The organism is Mesorhizobium sp. DxT (assembly GCF_058448885.1).
The window spans coordinates 764,096-780,375 of sequence record NZ_JBZFLJ010000001.1 but is presented as its reverse complement, the minus strand read 5'-3'; the positions used below and the strand labels follow the sequence as shown (position 1 = coordinate 780,375).

Genomic DNA, 16,280 nt, shown 5'->3' with positions numbered 1-16,280 from the left:
GGAGAGAATGAAGAAACTGATCGCAAACGTACTGCTTTCGGCCACGATACTGGCAGGGCTTTCCTTGTCGGCCGTGGCTCAGGATACGCTGAAACTGCCGAACATGTCCTACCGCACGGGACCGTTCGCGGCGACCGGCACGCCGCACCAGAACGGTCAGCTCGACTACATGACCATGCTCAACGAGCGCGATGGCGGCATCAACGGCGTCAAGATCGCGTTCGACGAATGCGAAACGGGCTACAACACCGAGAAGGGCGTGGAGTGTTACGAACGCCTGAAGTCCGAGGGTGCCCTTGTCACCCAGCCCTGGTCGACGGGTATCACGCTGCAGGTGCTGCCGCGCACGAATGTCGACGAGATCCCGATGTTCGGCCCGAGCTACGGCTTCTCCGCCATGCAGGACGGCAAGACCTTCAAGTGGGCCTTCAATGCGCCGACGTCCTACTGGGACGGCGCCTCGATGATCATGACGGCGCTCGGCGATGGTGACGTCGCCAATCTGAACGGCAAGAAGATCGCGTTCCTGCACCTCGACCATCCCTACGGCAAGGAGCCGATTCCGCTGTTCGAGAAGCTTGCCGCCGAGCACGGCTTCACCTTCCTGCCGATTCCGGTCGGCCTGACGGAGATGCAGAACCAGTCGGCGCAGTGGCTGCAGATCCGCCGCGAACGTCCCGACTACGTCATCATGTGGGGCTGGGGCGCGATGAATGCCGGCGCCGTTACCGAAGCGGTCAAGACGCGCTATCCGATGGATCAGTTCGTCAGCGTCTGGTGGGGCGCGCACAACCCGGACCTCAAGCTCGTTGGAGCCGACGGCAAGGGCTATCGGGCGCTGAGCTGGAATTTCACCGATTCCGAGGCGCCGGTCATGCAGGACATCAAGAAGCACGTCGTGGATGCCGGAAAATCGCAGATCGACCAGGCCGGCGGCGAGTTCGACAGCATGGCCTATCAGCGCGGCGTGCTGATGTCGGTCATTCTGGCGGAAGCGGTCCGCGTGGCGCAGGACCATGCAGGCACGCCCAACATCAATCAGGAACAGCTCCGCTGGGGGCTTGAAAACCTGAACATGGACGACGCCCGCCTCGCCGAACTCGGCGTCGAGGGCATGATGGGACCGCTCAAGACCACTTGCGCCAACCATACCGGCAACGCCGGCGCATGGATGGTTCAGTGGGACGGCGAGAAGTTCGAGAAGGTTTCCGAACTTCTGTCAGCCGACCGGGCCCTCATCGATCCGCTGGTGGAGGAGGAAGCCGCGAAATACGCGGCTGCCAACGCGCCGTGGCCGACAAACGAAGAGTGCTCGATGTAGCATCAGCCTTCCTCTCCCCGTCCGCGGGGAGAGGGTGCCGGCAGACAGGCGAGGGGCTGCGCCGGCACCCCTTTATGAACCCCGAAGGAACCGCCCCTCGCGCGGTTTCTTCGGAATTGCCTGCCCCAGACGGGCAAGCGAACGATCCGCGCCGGAGCTTTCATGACCGCGTCTCACGCTTCTGAACCGCAACCTGCCGATACCATCCTTGCGGTCAACAATATCGAGGTGATCTACGATCACGTCATCCTGGTGCTGAAGGGTGTGTCGCTCAGCGTTCCGCGCGGCGGCATCACGGCCCTGCTGGGCGCCAACGGCGCGGGCAAGACCACCACGCTGAAAGCGATCTCCAACCTGCTGCGCGCAGAGCGCGGTGAGGTGACGAAGGGCAACATCGTCTTCGAAGGCGATCAGGTGCAGGCGTTGTCGCCCAATGAACTGGTGCGCCGGGGTTGCATTCAGGTGATGGAAGGCCGGCATTGCTTCGGTCACCTGTCGATCGAGGACAATCTGCTGACCGGCGCGTTCACGCGACGAGACGGCAATGCCGCGATCCGCGAGGATCTCGACCTCGTCTACCAATATTTCCCGCGACTAAAGGTCCGGCGTCAGAGCCAGGCGGGGTACACCTCAGGCGGCGAGCAGCAAATGACCGCCATCGGACGCGCGCTCATGAGCCGCCCGAAGATGATCCTGCTCGACGAACCGTCGATGGGGCTGGCACCCCAGCTCGTCGAGGAAATCTTCGAGATCGTGAAAAAGCTCAACGAGGAGCAGGGCGTTTCTTTCCTGCTCGCCGAGCAGAACACGAACATCGCCCTGCGCTATGCGAAATACGGCTACATTCTCGAGTCTGGCCGCATCGTGCTCGACGGCGAGGCCCAGGCGCTTCGCGAGAATGAGGATGTGAAGGAATTCTACCTCGGCGTCGGCGGCGAAGGCCGTCGCTCGTTCAAGGACGTCAAGCACTACAAGCGGCGCAAGCGCTGGCTGGCCTAGGTCGTCCGCGCACTACCAGTCGTAGCGGTAGCGGGCGCCGAGCCGCCCGGCTCGGCTTGAGGTGCCGGGGTTCTCGACGCTGGCGCTGAGCCGGATCGATTGTCTGAGATACTGTTCGACGGCAATGCTGGTCTGCCAGCTTTCGCTGTCCGAACGCGATGCCCGCGCCGTTACGGTGGTTCGCGTGCCCGGCGAGGAAAGCCGCACGCTCTGGCTCGCGCGGAGCCGCGTTTTATGGTCAGCCGCAGGCTCTTGAAAAACCGTCACGCGCTGGCTCAATTCGGCATCCAGCCTTTGCAGTCGGCGGGTAACGCTGTTGTCCAGAGAAACGCTGCGCCTGCCCGAACGCCCGTCGATGCGGGCGTTCAGATGCGCTGAACGTTTCGCCCGAGGCTTGTTTCGTTCGGCGAGCCTAAGGTCTGCCCAAAGCGATACAGGATCGCCGAAGACTGCCGGATCAGGGCCGCGCATCCTGATGTCGGCACCAATGCTGGCTTCAGGCACGCGTGGCAGGGAACTGCCCAGCCGCGCCGAGTACGAGGTGTCGGACTGTTTCGAGAACTCCCAGATCAGCGGGCGATCGCCTGCATTGGCGCCTGAAAGCAAAGGGAACGGCCCCACACTGCACGCGAGCGCTGCCGCCAGGAGATGTTTGCGGATGGTCATTGCGGTTGTCGGCTTCGATGGTAACGGATTGTTTCGATCAGTTGCGGAGACGTAACCTCGCAGCGCCCGACGTTCCAATCACGATTGTGCAGCGCGGCAATTCCCTTTCCACGTGTTGCATTTTGCCAACGGTTGCCCGCTCAGTCTTCGAGCAGGCGGGCGCCCGGGCCCTCGTGGCCGAGTTCGTCGTAGGGATTGCGCAAAGGGCACTCGCGCACCGAAAGGCAACCGCAGCCGATGCAGCCGGTGAGGCGGTCGCGCAACTGCGTGAGCTTGCGAATGCGTTCGTTGAGCTCCTCGCGCCATCCCTCCGAAAGCCGTTTCCAATCGTCGGCCGTCGGTGTGCGTTCATTGGGCAAGGCGGCCAGAGCCAGCTTGATGGACGCCAGCGGTATGCCGGTGCGCTGGGCGATCTTGATGACGGCGACGCGGCGCAGCACCTCGCGCGGGTAGCGTCGCTGGTTGCCTTGACTGCGCCAACTGCGGATGAGGCCCTGCCTCTCGTAGAAATGCAGCGCAGAAACAGCCACGCCGCTGCGTGCGGCAACCTCGCCGACACTCAGGTCACGCGGAAAGGGACGGGGTTTCGGCGGAGTTTGGTCTTTTTTCATTTTCGGTGTTGACCTCAACTATTGTTGAGGTTGTAGCAGAGAGGCTGTTCCATTGCAAACCAAGGAGAGAGACGATGGCGACGGCAATCCAGAAATATGTCCACGAGCCCAGCCTGGAACTGAAGGCCGCAGCACATGCGCTGGTGAATGCGATGCAGGAGGCCTTCAACGCCAAGGACCCGATGGCACTGGGCCGCAATCTTGCCGACGACGCGTCGTGGACAAACGCGCTCGGGGTGCGGGTGCGAGGCCGGCAGGAAATCGAAAAGCTGGCGCGCGCCATGATGACGCGCAACCGGAGCAATTTTGCGCGCTATGAGATCATTGACGTGGTGCCCGTGCGCACCGATGTCGGCGTGGTCAATCTATTACAGGTGCCGACGGATGCCAGCGGCCGCGAGCTGCCCGAGCCCGGCGCGACGCCGATCTACGTCATCGCCCGTGAGGCAGACGGGTGGAAGATCGTCGCCGGCCAGAACACGCTGATTCTCAGCCCGGAAGGAGCCTGACCAATGACGGAGAGGACAAAGCTGGCGATCGTCTACGGCAGCACGCGTGAGGGCAGGCTGTGCGATGCGGTGGTTGCCTGGGCCTTGAAGCAGATCGAGGCTGACGGGCGCTATGACATCATCACGGTCGATCCGGCCAGGGGCGAGACATATGACGCGGTCGGCATACAGCTCAGCGCTGCCGATGCGTTTCTGGTGGTGACGCCGGAATACAACCATTCCTTTCCGGCGCCGCTGAAGGCGCTTGTCGATTCCTACGGCGTGGAGTGGCACGCAAAGCCTGTCGCCTTCGTCTCGTATGGCGGCATTTCCGGCGGTCTGCGGGCTGTGGAGCATCTGCGCGGCGTCTTTGCTGAGCTTCACACCGTGGGCATTCGCGACACCGTCAGTTTCGCGGGCGCATGGAAACGCTTTGGCCCCGACGGAATGTTGCGGGAGCCGGCGGATGCCGAGCGCTCGATGGCAACGCTGCTTTCGCGCCTTCACTGGTGGGCGGAGGCGCTGTCCAGGGCTCGCAACACAATGCAGTTCGGAGAGGCGGCATGAACGCGCTCACCAAGATTGAGAACGTGGCGGCGGCAGCGGTTCCTGCACCTCCCGCCCCCGGCCGGGCGGCCCAGGCCACTCTGGTACTGGTCGGTTCGCTCGTGGTGATGGCGACCGCGGTCGTCGCACCCGCGCTGCCCGCAATCGAGGCGCATTTCGCCGGGCAGCCCGGTGCGGCCTATCTCGTGAGGCTCATCGTCACGCTGCCGGCTCTCGTCATCGCGGTCGCCGCGCCGCTGGCCGGCTACGTTCTCGACAGGCTCGAACGGTGGCCTGTCGTGTTCTGGTCGCTTGTCGCCTTCGTCGTCTTCGGTGCTGCCGGCTCGATCGCCGACAGTCTCGAGGTGTTGCTCGCGACCCGCGCCGGGCTCGGCTTGTCGGTGGCGTTCCTCATGGCGGGATTCACGTCGCTGATCGGCGACATGTTCGAGCCGCAGGCGCGGGGCGCGATCATGAGCCGACAGGTCGGCGCAAACTCGATGGTCGCACTCAGCATGATCCTTATGGCCGGGGTGTTTGCCGAGATGGACTGGCGTGGTGCGTTCCTGATCTACCTTGCTGCCGCGCCGCTGGTGCTGGCCTTCTGGCTGTTCGTTCCAAACCGTCCTCGCCTGGATACGCAGGCGGCGGGCGCCATGCCGGGCAGTGAGCCGGCCAGCATGAGCGTCGTGATGGCCGTCTACGCGCTCGCGCTGCTTTGCCCGCTCCTCTATATGATCCTACCCACCCAGTCGCCCTTCCTGATCGCGGAAGCCTACAACGGCACACCGACGACGATCGCGCTGGCCTTCGGCGCCTCGACGCTGGGCGTACTGCCGGGATCGCTCGCGTTCGGACGCCTGCGGCAGCGGCTGTCGCCCTGGGTGCTGTTCGGCACCGGCTTCGCGATCATGGGGCTCGGTATGCTGTTGCAGGGGATTGCGCCCAACCTCGGGCTGCTCGTGGCCGCGATGGTCTTCTCCGGCGTCGGCTTCGGTCTGGTGATGCCGAACCTGAGCACCACATTGCTGGCGGCTGCACCGGCGCATTTGAGAGGCCGGCTGTCGGGCGGGCTCGTTTCGAGCATCTTCCTCGGTCAGTTCCTGTCGCCGGTGGCAAGTCAGCCCCTCGTCGACGCCTATGGCTATCCGCCGACCTTTCTGCTGGGCGGGCTGCTGCTTTGCCTCGTTGCTGTTGTCGCTTTCGCCAGCGCGGTGGCGAGGCGGTCCGCATAGGGTGCCGCGAAATTCCTCCCATTGCCCTCGAGCGCTGATTTAGGTATCAGCGCTCGATAGCATTTCCGGAGGGATTCCTGCGATGGCAGACAACACACCGACCGGTCCGGTCGAAATGGGCGCCGAGATGGACTATTCCGAGCACGAGAAGACTTATTCTCTGTTCCTCGGCATCACGAAATACGTGTCGCTCCTCACGGTCGCGCTTCTCATCGCGATGGCGTTCGGCTTCTTCACGAGCGCCGGCTTCTTCTCAGCCACGATCCTCTTTATCCTGATCAGCGCCGTCGGCGCATTCCTGCTGCGCTAGTCGCGCAACAGCTGTCGGGGGTTGCTTTCGGCAGTTCCGCGGGGGACTGTCGCGTGTCGGGGATGAGGTTCCAACCGAAAGGATTTGCCGGTGGGACAGACGATATTCGTGCCGAAAGAGGTTGACGCAACGGAAGCGAGGGTCGCGGCATCGCCGGATACGGTGAAACGGCTGTCCGGGCTGGGCTTTAGCGTCGTCGTCGAAAAGGACGCCGGGGCAGGCTCGCGCATACCCGATGCCGATTTCGTTGCTGCCGGTGGTTCCATCGGCAAGTCGTCGGATGCGGGCAAGGCCGACGTAGTGCTCAAGGTGCGCCGACCGACTGAGGCTGAGCTGAAGAGCTACAAATCGGGCGCGGTCGTGCTCGCTTCGATGGACCCCTATGGCAACGATGCGGCTGTCGCGGCGATGGCCAAAGCCGGCATCTCCGCTTTTGCCATGGAATTCATGCCACGCATCACGCGTGCGCAATCGATGGACGTGTTGTCCTCGCAGGCGAACCTCGCCGGCTATCAGGCCGTCATCGACGCGGCTGCGGAATATGACCGCGCGCTGCCGATGATGATGACCGCTGCCGGCACGGTGCCCGCTGCCAAGATCTTCGTCATGGGCGTTGGTGTGGCCGGTTTGCAGGCGATCGCGACGGCGAGGCGTCTCGGCGGCGTTGTGACGGCGACCGACGTGCGGCCAGCCGCCAAGGAGCAGGTCGCATCGCTTGGCGCAAAATTTCTTGCCGTTGAGGACGAGGAGTTCAAGGCCGCGGAAACCGCCGGCGGCTACGCCAAGGAAATGTCGAAGGAATATCAGGCCAAGCAGGCCGCGCTCACCGCCGACCACATCTCCAAGCAGGACATCGTCATCACCACCGCGCTGATCCCGGGCCGTCCCGCGCCGAAGCTGATCTCGGCGGCGATGGTTGCCTCGATGAAGCCGGGTTCCGTGATCGTCGACCTCGCGGTCGAGCGCGGCGGCAACGTCGAGGGCTCAGTGCCGGGCAAGGTCGTCACGACCGCCAACGGCGTCAAGATCATCGGTCATCTGAACGTGCCCGGCCGTGTCGCAGCATCGTCGTCGCTGCTCTACGCCAAGAACCTCTTCGCTTTCCTCGAGACGATGATCGACAAGGAAAAGAAGGCGGTGGTCGTCAACCCGGATGACGAACTGGTCAAGGCCACGCTGCTGACGCATAGCGGCAAGGTGGTGCACGCGAACTTCGCCAAGGCGGAAGCGACTGCCAAGGCAGCAGCGCCAGCGAAAAAGTCTGCGGCGCCCAAGAAGGCTGCTGCGCCGCGCAAGGCTCCAGCCCGCAAGCCCGCGGCACCCAAAACCAAGGGAGGTGCGTGATGGAACAGAATGGTACTCTGGAACGCGCCATCGAGCAGCTTGAGCAGGCTGCCGCCGCCGTGCGCTTGGCCTTTCAGGACGAGAAGGCAGCGCAGGCAGTCGACGCGATCGCAGCCGGCGCCCACGCGGCAACCGGCGTCGACCCCTTCATCTTCCGCTTCGCGATCTTCGTGCTGGCGATCTTCGTCGGCTACTACGTCGTCTGGTCGGTGACGCCGGCGCTGCACACGCCGCTGATGGCCGTGACCAACGCGATCTCCTCCGTCATCATCGTGGGCGCGCTGCTGGCGGTCGGCATTTCGGTGTCAGGCGCGGCGATGGGCTTCGGCTTCATCGCCGTCATCCTTGCGTCGGTGAACATCTTCGGCGGCTTCCTCGTCACCCAGCGCATGCTGGCGATGTACAAGAAAAAAGAGAAGTGAGGCCTGACAGATGAGCGAAAATCTCGCCTCCTTCCTCTACCTTATCTCCGGCGTGCTGTTCATCATGGCGCTGCGCGGCCTGTCGCACCCGACGACGAGCCGCCAGGGCAATGTCTATGGCATGATCGGCATGACCATTGCCGTGCTCACGACGCTGGCGCTTGCGATTCCGTCGCCATCCGGTTTCGCGCTGATCCTCGCCGGTCTTGCAATCGGCGGCGGCGCCGGCGCGGTGATCGCACGCCGCATTCCCATGACCTCGATGCCGCAGCTCGTTGCTGCCTTTCACTCGCTGGTCGGTCTCGCCGCGGTTCTCGTCGCGGCTGCCGCCGTTTATGCGCCGGAAAGCTTTGGCATCGGGATCGTGGGCGACATCCACACGCAAGCCATCATCGAAATGAGCCTGGGCGTTGCCATCGGCGCCGTTACCTTCACTGGCTCGGTCATTGCCTTCCTGAAGCTTGACGGCCGTATGTCGGGCAAGCCGATCCTCCTGCCCATGCGCCACGTGATCAATGCCGGAATCGGCATCGCGCTGGTGGTGCTGGTCATCATGATGGTGACCACGCAGTCGACGACGGTGTTCTGGCTGATCGTGCTTCTGTCGCTGCTACTCGGCATCTTGCTCATCATCCCGATCGGTGGCGCGGATATGCCGGTCGTCGTGTCGATGCTGAATTCCTATTCGGGCTGGGCGGCCGCAGCCCTCGGCTTCACTCTCGGCAATCTCGCGCTCATCATCACCGGCGCGCTCGTCGGCTCCTCGGGCGCGATCCTCAGCTACATCATGTGCAAGGGCATGAACCGCTCGTTCATCTCCGTCATCCTCGGCGGTTTCGGCGGCGAGACTGCCGCGGCGGCCGACGACGGCATCGAACGCACGGTGAAGCAGGGTTCGGCCGATGACGCCGCCTATCTGATGATGAACGCGCAGAAAGTCATCATCGTGCTGGGTTACGGCATGGCGGTTGCGCAGGCCCAGCACGCGCTGCGTGAGATGGCCGACAAGCTCAAGGCCGCCGGCGTCGAGGTGAAATACGCTATCCATCCGGTCGCCGGCCGCATGCCGGGCCACATGAACGTGCTGCTGGCCGAAGCCAATGTGCCCTATGACGAGGTGTTCGAGCTGGAGGACATCAACTCGGAGTTCGCCCAGGCCGATGTCGCCTATGTCATCGGCGCCAACGACGTGACCAACCCGTCGGCGCGCGACGACAAGTCGAGCCCGATCTATGGCATGCCGATCCTCGACGTGGACAAGGCGCGCACCTGCCTGTTCGTCAAGCGCTCGCTGGGCTCCGGCTATGCCGGCATCGACAACACCCTGTTCTACAAGGACGGCACGATGATGCTTCTGGGCGATGCCAAGAAGATGACCGAAGAGATCGTCAAGGCGATGGACCACTAGGCCCACGTTGCTTTGTGAATATGAAAAACCCGGCGGAAGCGCCGGGTTTTTTGTCACTTGCCGACGCTAATTTGCCGCGTCGGCTCTTTGCTAGGCCGGAACTCGTCGCTGAAGATGCAGCGGCATCCCATTAGCCGGCTGGCCGGTGCGGCCATCAGCCTATCGAGTCAATTGCAGGATCGTCATCGAACTGTATCATAGCGAAAATAAACGCGTGCAATACGCAACCTTACAGGGAGAACTTTCATGGCAATGTTCCAAAGACGCACGCTACTCAAGGGCGCGGCAAGCGTGGCAGGACTTTCGCTCGCAGCCCCCTTCGTTTCCCGCAAGGGCTTCGCGCAAGGGTCATCCGGCTCGGTCAACGTCTTTGCCTGGGCAGGCTACCTCAACGACGAAATGCTGGCCGCTTTCGAAGAGGCGACCGGCATCAAGGCCAACTACACCCCCTACGGCACCAATGACGAACTGCTGAACCAGCTCCGCGCCAACAACGGTGCCGGTTTCGACATCATCTGGCCGACGGTTGACCGCGTGCCGAACTACGTCGAATTCGAGCTGATCCAGCCGCTCGACGAAGCCAAGATCGAAGTCGCGAAGTGCCTGCCGAGTGCCTGGGAGAATTCCGCCAAGTTCGGCGCTGTCATCGACGGCAAGCGTTATCAGGTGCCGACGGACTGGGGCACCGAGGCGCTTGCCTTCGACAAGGAACAGGCCCCGCTGGAATACGGCACCGCATCCTACGGCGACATCTGGAAGGAAGAGATGGCAGGCAAGGCCACCGTGCGCGGCCATTCCAGCCTCGTCGGCCTCGGTCTCTGGCTCGAAGCGGAAGGCAAGCTGCCGCGGCCGCTGCTCGACGCCTTCGCCAGCCCGGAAGCTCAGGTCGAAATCTTCGACGTGATCCTCGCCGAGGCGATCGCGCGCAAGGGCAACATCGTGCAGTTCTGGTCGAACGAAAACGAGGCGCAGGGCGCGTTCCGTGTCAATGGCGCGGCGATCGGCCAGACCTGGGATTCGACCGGTGCGGCGCTTGCAAAGGAAGGCCTGCCGGTCGGTTTCATCGCGCCGAAGGAAGGCGCACTGGCGTGGATGGAAGGCGTCTCGATCCCTTCAGGCGCGGAAAACATCGACCAGGCCTATGCCTTCATCAACTGGTTCCTGACGCCGGAAGCAGGCGCGATGTACTCCAACGCCACGTCGATCAACTCGACGGCCGTAGGGGCTGCCGACCTTCTTTCCGACGAAGCCAAGGCATTCTTCGCCGCCGCCTATCCGAGCGATGCGCTCGACAAGCTGTGGTGGTGGCCAATCCAGGAGAGCTGGTACGTCACCAAGCGCAACGAATATCAGGACCGCTTCCTCTCGGCCTGATCCATTATTCGGGAGCCGCCGACTGGCGGCTCCCGATGCACCGGCGCCCGTGCGCGGCATGGCTGGAATACCGGATTGAAGAAGGGGCGGCATGTCGCATTCGGTTGAACTTCACGACATCGGCATGACCTTTGGCACGACGCGGGCCGTGGGCGACGTCTCGTTTACGGTGGAGGGCGGCGAGTTCTTCTCGATCCTCGGCCCCTCGGGCTGCGGCAAGACCACCATCCTGCGGATGATAGCCGGCTTCCTGAACCCGACCGAGGGCCGGATCGTCATCGGCGGGCGCGACATGGCGGGGCTGGGTCCCGATCAGCGGCCGACTGCAATGATCTTCCAGTCGCTCGCGCTCTTCCCGCTGATGCCGGTGTGGGAAAATATCGCCTTCGGGCTGGAGGCGCGCGGTGCATCAAAGGCCGAACGCCGCAAGCGGGCCGACGAGCTGCTCAAGTTGATCGCGCTGGAAGGCTACGGCGACCGCATGCCGGGCGAGCTTTCCGGCGGCCAGCGCCAGCGCGTGGCGATTGCCCGCGCGCTCGCGGTCGAACCACAGGTGCTTCTGCTCGACGAGCCGCTGTCGGCGCTCGACCTGAAGCTGCGCCAGCACATGCGCGCCGAGCTGCGCGCGCTGCAGAAGCGCACCGGCGTCACCTTCATCTACATCACGCACGACCAGTCCGAGGCGCTTGCGATGTCCGACCGCATCGCGGTGATGAGTGCCGGCGTGCTGCAACAGGTGGGCGCGCCGCGCGAACTCTACGACAACCCGGCGACGCCGTTCGTTGCAAGCTTCGTCGGCGAAACCAACGCCTTTTCTGGAAAGATCATCGCGATCGACGCCGGAATCGCGACCGTCGAAACCAAGCTCGGCGTCATGCGCGGCCGAGCAGGGCCGGATGTGGCGCAGGGACAAGCCGCCCGGCTCTATGTGCGGCCGGAAGCACTCGTCACGGGCAAGGGCGGCGACAACGCGCTGGCCGCCACCGTGGAGCGCATCGATTTCGAGGGGGCGTTCGCGCTCGCCCACGGCCGCCTCGACGACGGGTCGGAACTCGTCGCCTCGATCTCCAGCACAGATCTTTCGAGCGCGCCTGCCATCGGCTCTCGCACCTCCTTCGCGTTCCACCAGCGTCATGCCGTGGTGCTTGCCGATGGGTGAGCTCTACAAACGGTTCGGCGGCGGGCTTGCCACCACCTTCCTGGCCGTGGTGCTGTTGTGGATTGCGGGCATGGTGCTCGCGCCCAACATCATGATGGTCGACTACGCGTTGCGGCCGAACCTGCCGCCGTCGCAGATCGGCGGACCGAACGACGTCTATTCGCTCGACAACGTGCTTTATCTGGCCAACGAAGCCGTCCATCGCTCGATCTTCTTCAAGACGATCTGGGCGAGCGCTTTTGTGGCATTCGCGACATTCGTGGTCTGCTATCCGCTCGCCTTCTGGCTGGCGCAGCACGCGACCCCGAGCCAGACGGCCATCGCACTGTTGGCACTGACGATCCCGTTCTGGATCAACGAGGTGCTGCGCACGCTGGCGTGGTACATCCTGCTCGCCTTCCGCGGGCCGCTCAATGCGCTGCTGCTCAGTATCGGCGTCATCGACGAGCCGATGCGATATTACGGCAATGGCGGCGTGCTCGCCGGCATGATCTACGCCTACATCCTGTTCATGCTGTTTCCGATCTACAACGCGATCGAAAGCCTCGAGAAGGCGCAGATAGAGGCGGCGCGTGACCTCGGCGCATCGACCTGGCGCATCCACTGGCGCGTGGTGATGCCTCATGCCAAGGCCGGCATAGCGACCGGCTGCGTCTTCACCTTCATGCTCGCAGCCGGCTCCTATGTCGCGCCGGCGCTGCTCGGTGCGCCGGGCAGCCGCTGGTTCACCGAAATCATCTACAACTGGTTCTTCGAGGGCGGCGACTGGAACCGCGGTGCCGCCTATGCGCTGGTGCTGCTCGTGCTTTGCCTGGCGGTGGTGCTGGTGACGCTGAAGCTGGCGCGCGTCAACCTGACGGATGTCGCGAAATGAGCGCCGCCGACCGCATCGCGCGCGCCTTGTTCGGCTTCTACCTGGTCGCGTTCTTTGTCTATCTGTTCGCGCCGCTGGCGATCATGGGCGCTGCGACCTTCAATTCGAGCCGCTTTCCGACGGTGACACCCTGGCAGGGCACAACGCTGCAATGGTTCTCCGAACTCTCGTCCGACAGCGCGATGTGGCAGTCCGTCTGGACGTCGATCGTCGTCGCGTTCTTTGTGGTGCTGATCGCGCTGCCCGTCGGCACCGCGGCGGCACTAATGCTGACAAGCCTGCATGCGCGGGCGCGGGGCTTCCTCTACGCCGTGATGGTCTCGCCGCTGCTCACGCCTGGCGTCGTGATTGGCATCGCCACGCTGGTCCTGTGGCGGCAACTGGGCGTCGGGGGCGGCGTGTTCCTCATCGTCGTCGCGCAGGCGAGCTTCATCATCTGCTACGTCATGCTGATGGTCGCCGCACGCCTGCAGCGCTTCGACCGAACGCAGGAGGAAGCGGCACTCGGCCTTGGAGCGTCGAAATTCATGGTGTTCCGGCGCATCCTGTTGCCGTTCCTCAAGCCGGCGCTGATCGCGGCCGCCTTCCTCGCCGTGCTCCAGTCGGTCGAGAACTACAACACGACGCTGTTCGTGCGTGGGTTCGATACGCCGCTGACCGTGTTCATCGCCACCAAGGTGCGGACCGGACTGACGCCGGCCGTCAACGCGCTAGCGCTTATCATGATCGCGATCACCGTTCTGGGCGCTGTCGCCTACGAGATCGCACGGCGTAGGCAGGCGAAGGCGGGCAAAGCGGCGTAGGTGTTCTAGCGCCGCGCTTCGACCGCTATGCTGACGGCGAGGCCGGCCAGGACGGTTCCCATGAACCAGCGCTGGAGCGCCAGCCAGAACGGGTGCCTCATCAGGAAGAGCGCGATGCCGCCGGCGGCGATGGCGATCATCGCGTTGACCACGAAGCTGATCGCGATCTGCATGAAGCCGAGGGTGAGCGCCTGCGTGAGCACGTTGCCCGCGGGGTCGATGAATTGCGGCAGCAGGGACATGTAAAGCACGGCCGCCTTGGGGTTGAGGAGATTGGTGAAGAGCCCCATGAGGAACAGCTTGCGCGGACTGTCCTTCGGCAACTCGCGCACCTGAAACGGCGAGCGGCCGCCGGGCCTCACGGCCTGCCAGGCAAGCCACAGCAGATAGGCAGCACCTGCGAAGCGAAGCAAATCGTAGGCAAACGGCACCGCCATCACGAGCGCGGTTATGCCGAAGACGGCGGCGAGCATGTAGAAGACGAAACCGAGCGCCACCCCGCCCAGCGAGATAAGGCCGGCGACGGGACCCTGGCTGATAGACCGGGATATCAGGTAGATCATGTTGGGGCCGGGCGTCAGCACCATGCCGAGCGCGATGAGGGCGAAAGCGATCAGGTTTGTCGTCTCGGGCATGGCTATTCCGTCGTGGTGCGCTTGCGCTCGCCATTCATCAGCCGCAGCGCCGCGACGGAACCCAGCACGCCGAAGGGCAGGAATGCAAGGAACAGCCATTGGGCCACGCTTGCCGCTGTTTCACCCGAAAGACCTTCGGAGAAACCAGCCGCATTGGCCACGATGCCGGCCAGTGCCGCGCCGGTGGCGTAGCCGATCCTCTGCATGGTTGGCACGGCCGACGACGTGACGGTTCGTTCCTCCTCACGCGCGGAAGAGACGATGAGACGGGTGACGAACGGCCAGGCAATGCCGAAGCCGCCGCCCTGCAGGACCGCGCAGGCGAGTATCAACGGTATCGAGCCACTGGGAACGGCGAAGACGAAGCCTGCCATGCCGCCGAAAATCATCAGCGCGCCGGCAAGAATGATTGCGCGCTCGTGCTGCGGCTGCGCCTTGGCGACGAGGATGGACATGACTGACCAGGCGATCGATTCCGCCGCAATGATGTACCCGGTGGTCAGGATCGGTATGCCATGCAGGCTGGTGAGGATCAGCGGGCCGTAGATCGAGAAGGTTATGGTGCCGGCCGACAATGCCGCCATCATGACGATGCCGTTGCCGACCTGCGTCTTCATGTCGAGCGGTCGTGTCGGGAACAGTCGCGAGCGCGGCTTTCTGGCGTCGAGCAGGAAGAACGCGGCAAGGCCGACTGCGCCGACCGCAAGCAGGATGACGGCGCTGGCGAGGTCGTTGCGGATGCCCGCGAGGGCGATCGCCATGATCGCTGCCGCCATCACCAGCAGCGGCAACCAGGGGAAGGGCGGCACGCCTTCGGGGCTGGCCTTGCGCTGTGTGGCCTGCGGCCCGCGCAACACTCCGAGGCTGACCAGCGCCATGCCGGCTCCGGCGATGGCAAACGCGCCGAACGCCCATCGCCAGGACGCGGTTTCGGCAAAAAGCGCGCCGACCAGCGGCCCGCCGAAGGCCGACACGCCCCAGACAACCGAGACGATGGCGAAAAGCTGGGGCCATATCAGGCGCGGGAACAGCCTCTCGATCGACACGTAAGACAGCGACACGAGCGCGCCGCCGCCAAAACCTTCGAGCAGCCGGCCGGCGAGAAACCAGTGCATGTCGGGCGCGGTGGCGCAGAGCGCAGCGCCGGCTGCATAAAGCAGGGCGGCGGCGACCATGTTGGTGCGCAGCGCCATGTAGCTGATCAGCCGCCCGGCTGCGGCCCCTGCGGTGATGGAGCCGATCTCATAGATGGACAGCGACCAGCCAACGAGTTCGACGCCGGATATGTCGGAGATCATGCTCGGCATGATGGTGGCGATCATCGTCTCGTTGGAGGCATGCAGGACGATGCCGAGCGAGATGAAGCAGAAGCGGCCGAGGTCGCCGCTTGCCCACAGGTCACGCCACTCGGGCCGCAGCTCTTGCGTGTGGCTCATGCCGCGAACTCCTTGGCCGGTACGATACGGTAGGTGCACCGGCGACTGCCGGACAGAAGGTGCTCGCCGCGTTCGACCTTGACGTCGGGCCCTAGCACTGCCGCGAAGACATCGAGTTCGGACCGGCAGAAGTTCTGGCAGGTTCGCGCTGCCGCGCAGATCGGGCAGTGGTTCTCAACGAGCAGCAGCGTTCCGTCGTCGAGCCTGACGGTTTCGGCCATGTAGCCTTCCTCGCTGCGAAGACGGGCGAGGCATTCGACCCGCGCGGGGAGATCGGCGATGCCGGCAAGCGTGGCACGGTAGCGGGCGAGCGTCTGGCGCTCACGCTCGCCGATCAGGCGGTCGAGACCGTCGTTACCGAAGACAGCGCGGATCGAGGCGATCATTTCCACGGTCAGCGCTGCGTGAGCGTCTGGAAAGCGGGCCTGCGCCTTCTCGGTCAGTTGCCAGTAACGTCGTGGGCGGCCGACCGACCCCGCCTCGTCGAAATGCTTCACGAGGCCCTCATCAAGCAAAGCGCCGAGATGTTTGCGGGTGCCCGGAACGGTTATGCCGAGATGGCGCGCGAGCGTTTCCGCGGTCTGCGGTCCCCGGAACTTGAGGAAGCGCAGGATCCGATCCGCGCTGGTAGCTGGCGTCTGCATGCTCG

18 protein-coding genes are annotated in these 16,280 nt (G+C 64.1%); 13 read left to right on the top strand and 5 right to left on the bottom strand.

Features of this window, described 5'->3' with window-relative positions:
* The first annotated feature begins 7 nt into the window (after positions 1-7).
* Positions 8-1,321 carry an ABC transporter substrate-binding protein gene (locus ACVJNE_RS03690; RefSeq protein WP_499563035.1) on the top strand — a complete coding sequence of 438 codons (1,314 nt, stop codon included), beginning with the start codon at positions 8-10 and terminating at the stop codon, positions 1,319-1,321.
* A gap of 162 nt (positions 1,322-1,483) precedes the next feature.
* Positions 1,484-2,320 (top strand): ABC transporter ATP-binding protein, encoded by an 837-nt coding sequence (locus ACVJNE_RS03685; RefSeq protein ID WP_499563033.1) that lies wholly within the window; start codon positions 1,484-1,486, stop codon positions 2,318-2,320.
* 12 nt (positions 2,321-2,332) lie between these two features.
* On the opposite strand, the gene ACVJNE_RS03680 is transcribed toward ACVJNE_RS03685, so the two are convergent.
* Together ACVJNE_RS03680 and soxR are read right to left on the bottom strand one after the other, a co-directional pair.
* Positions 2,333-3,064 carry a hypothetical protein gene (locus tag ACVJNE_RS03680; protein WP_499563031.1) on the bottom strand — a complete coding sequence of 244 codons (732 nt, stop codon included), beginning with the start codon at positions 3,062-3,064 and terminating at the stop codon, positions 2,333-2,335.
* 62 nt (positions 3,065-3,126) lie between these two features.
* Complete coding sequence (gene soxR / locus ACVJNE_RS03675; protein ID WP_499563029.1) at positions 3,127-3,597, bottom strand: redox-sensitive transcriptional activator SoxR; 471 nt, start codon at positions 3,595-3,597, stop codon at positions 3,127-3,129.
* Between the two features lie 74 nt (positions 3,598-3,671).
* Between soxR and ACVJNE_RS03670 the strand changes: the two genes are divergently transcribed.
* The 11 genes from ACVJNE_RS03670 to ACVJNE_RS03620 all read left to right on the top strand — a co-directional run bounded on the left by ACVJNE_RS03670 (position 3,672) and on the right by ACVJNE_RS03620 (position 13,560).
* Positions 3,672-4,106 (top strand): YybH family protein, encoded by a 435-nt coding sequence (locus ACVJNE_RS03670; RefSeq protein ID WP_499563027.1) that lies wholly within the window; start codon positions 3,672-3,674, stop codon positions 4,104-4,106.
* A 3-nt stretch (positions 4,107-4,109) separates the two neighbouring features.
* Positions 4,110-4,652, top strand: a complete 543-nt coding sequence (locus ACVJNE_RS03665) for an NADPH-dependent FMN reductase (RefSeq protein ID WP_499563025.1) — start codon at positions 4,110-4,112, stop codon at positions 4,650-4,652.
* Positions 4,649-5,866, top strand: a complete 1,218-nt coding sequence (locus tag ACVJNE_RS03660; RefSeq protein ID WP_499563023.1) for an MFS transporter — start codon at positions 4,649-4,651, stop codon at positions 5,864-5,866. The genes ACVJNE_RS03665 and ACVJNE_RS03660 overlap by 4 nt, the downstream gene beginning before the upstream one ends.
* Positions 5,867-5,948: 82 nt before the next feature.
* The gene (locus tag ACVJNE_RS03655) at positions 5,949-6,176 is read left to right on the top strand and encodes an aa3-type cytochrome c oxidase subunit IV (RefSeq protein ID WP_173193331.1); all 228 of its coding nucleotides are present in this window, start codon (positions 5,949-5,951) and stop codon (positions 6,174-6,176) included.
* 90 nt (positions 6,177-6,266) lie between these two features.
* The gene (locus ACVJNE_RS03650; RefSeq protein ID WP_499563021.1) at positions 6,267-7,520 is read left to right on the top strand and encodes a Re/Si-specific NAD(P)(+) transhydrogenase subunit alpha; all 1,254 of its coding nucleotides are present in this window, start codon (positions 6,267-6,269) and stop codon (positions 7,518-7,520) included.
* Positions 7,520-7,942 carry an NAD(P) transhydrogenase subunit alpha part 2 gene (locus ACVJNE_RS03645; protein ID WP_499563019.1) on the top strand — a complete coding sequence of 141 codons (423 nt, stop codon included), beginning with the start codon at positions 7,520-7,522 and terminating at the stop codon, positions 7,940-7,942. Before ACVJNE_RS03650 ends, ACVJNE_RS03645 begins: the two co-directional genes overlap by 1 nt.
* Positions 7,943-7,952: 10 nt before the next feature.
* Positions 7,953-9,350, top strand: coding sequence for an NAD(P)(+) transhydrogenase (Re/Si-specific) subunit beta (locus ACVJNE_RS03640; RefSeq protein ID WP_499563017.1), 1,398 nt, complete (start codon positions 7,953-7,955; stop codon positions 9,348-9,350).
* A gap of 246 nt (positions 9,351-9,596) precedes the next feature.
* Positions 9,597-10,724 (top strand): extracellular solute-binding protein, encoded by a 1,128-nt coding sequence (locus ACVJNE_RS03635; RefSeq protein WP_499563015.1) that lies wholly within the window; start codon positions 9,597-9,599, stop codon positions 10,722-10,724.
* A gap of 91 nt (positions 10,725-10,815) precedes the next feature.
* The gene (locus tag ACVJNE_RS03630) at positions 10,816-11,883 is read left to right on the top strand and encodes an ABC transporter ATP-binding protein (RefSeq protein ID WP_499563013.1); all 1,068 of its coding nucleotides are present in this window, start codon (positions 10,816-10,818) and stop codon (positions 11,881-11,883) included.
* Complete coding sequence (locus ACVJNE_RS03625; RefSeq protein ID WP_499563011.1) at positions 11,876-12,757, top strand: ABC transporter permease; 882 nt, start codon at positions 11,876-11,878, stop codon at positions 12,755-12,757. Before ACVJNE_RS03630 ends, ACVJNE_RS03625 begins: the two co-directional genes overlap by 8 nt.
* Positions 12,754-13,560: an ABC transporter permease gene (locus ACVJNE_RS03620; protein WP_499563009.1), complete on the top strand. Its 807-nt coding sequence runs from the start codon at positions 12,754-12,756 to the stop codon at positions 13,558-13,560. The genes ACVJNE_RS03625 and ACVJNE_RS03620 overlap by 4 nt, the downstream gene beginning before the upstream one ends.
* A 5-nt stretch (positions 13,561-13,565) precedes the next feature.
* Here ACVJNE_RS03620 and ACVJNE_RS03615 read toward each other — a convergent pair whose 3' ends face one another.
* From ACVJNE_RS03615 to ACVJNE_RS03605, 3 genes are read right to left on the bottom strand one after another with little or no spacing between them, the layout of a single operon-like run.
* Complete coding sequence (locus ACVJNE_RS03615) at positions 13,566-14,195, bottom strand: LysE family translocator (protein WP_499563007.1); 630 nt, start codon at positions 14,193-14,195, stop codon at positions 13,566-13,568.
* A gap of 2 nt (positions 14,196-14,197) precedes the next feature.
* Positions 14,198-15,631 carry an MFS transporter gene (locus tag ACVJNE_RS03610; RefSeq protein ID WP_499563005.1) on the bottom strand — a complete coding sequence of 478 codons (1,434 nt, stop codon included), beginning with the start codon at positions 15,629-15,631 and terminating at the stop codon, positions 14,198-14,200.
* On the bottom strand, positions 15,628-16,275 hold the full coding sequence (locus ACVJNE_RS03605) for a helix-turn-helix transcriptional regulator (RefSeq protein ID WP_499563003.1): 648 nt from the start codon (positions 16,273-16,275) through the stop codon (positions 15,628-15,630). Before ACVJNE_RS03605 ends, ACVJNE_RS03610 begins: the two co-directional genes overlap by 4 nt.
* Positions 16,276-16,280: the final 5 nt, after the last annotated feature.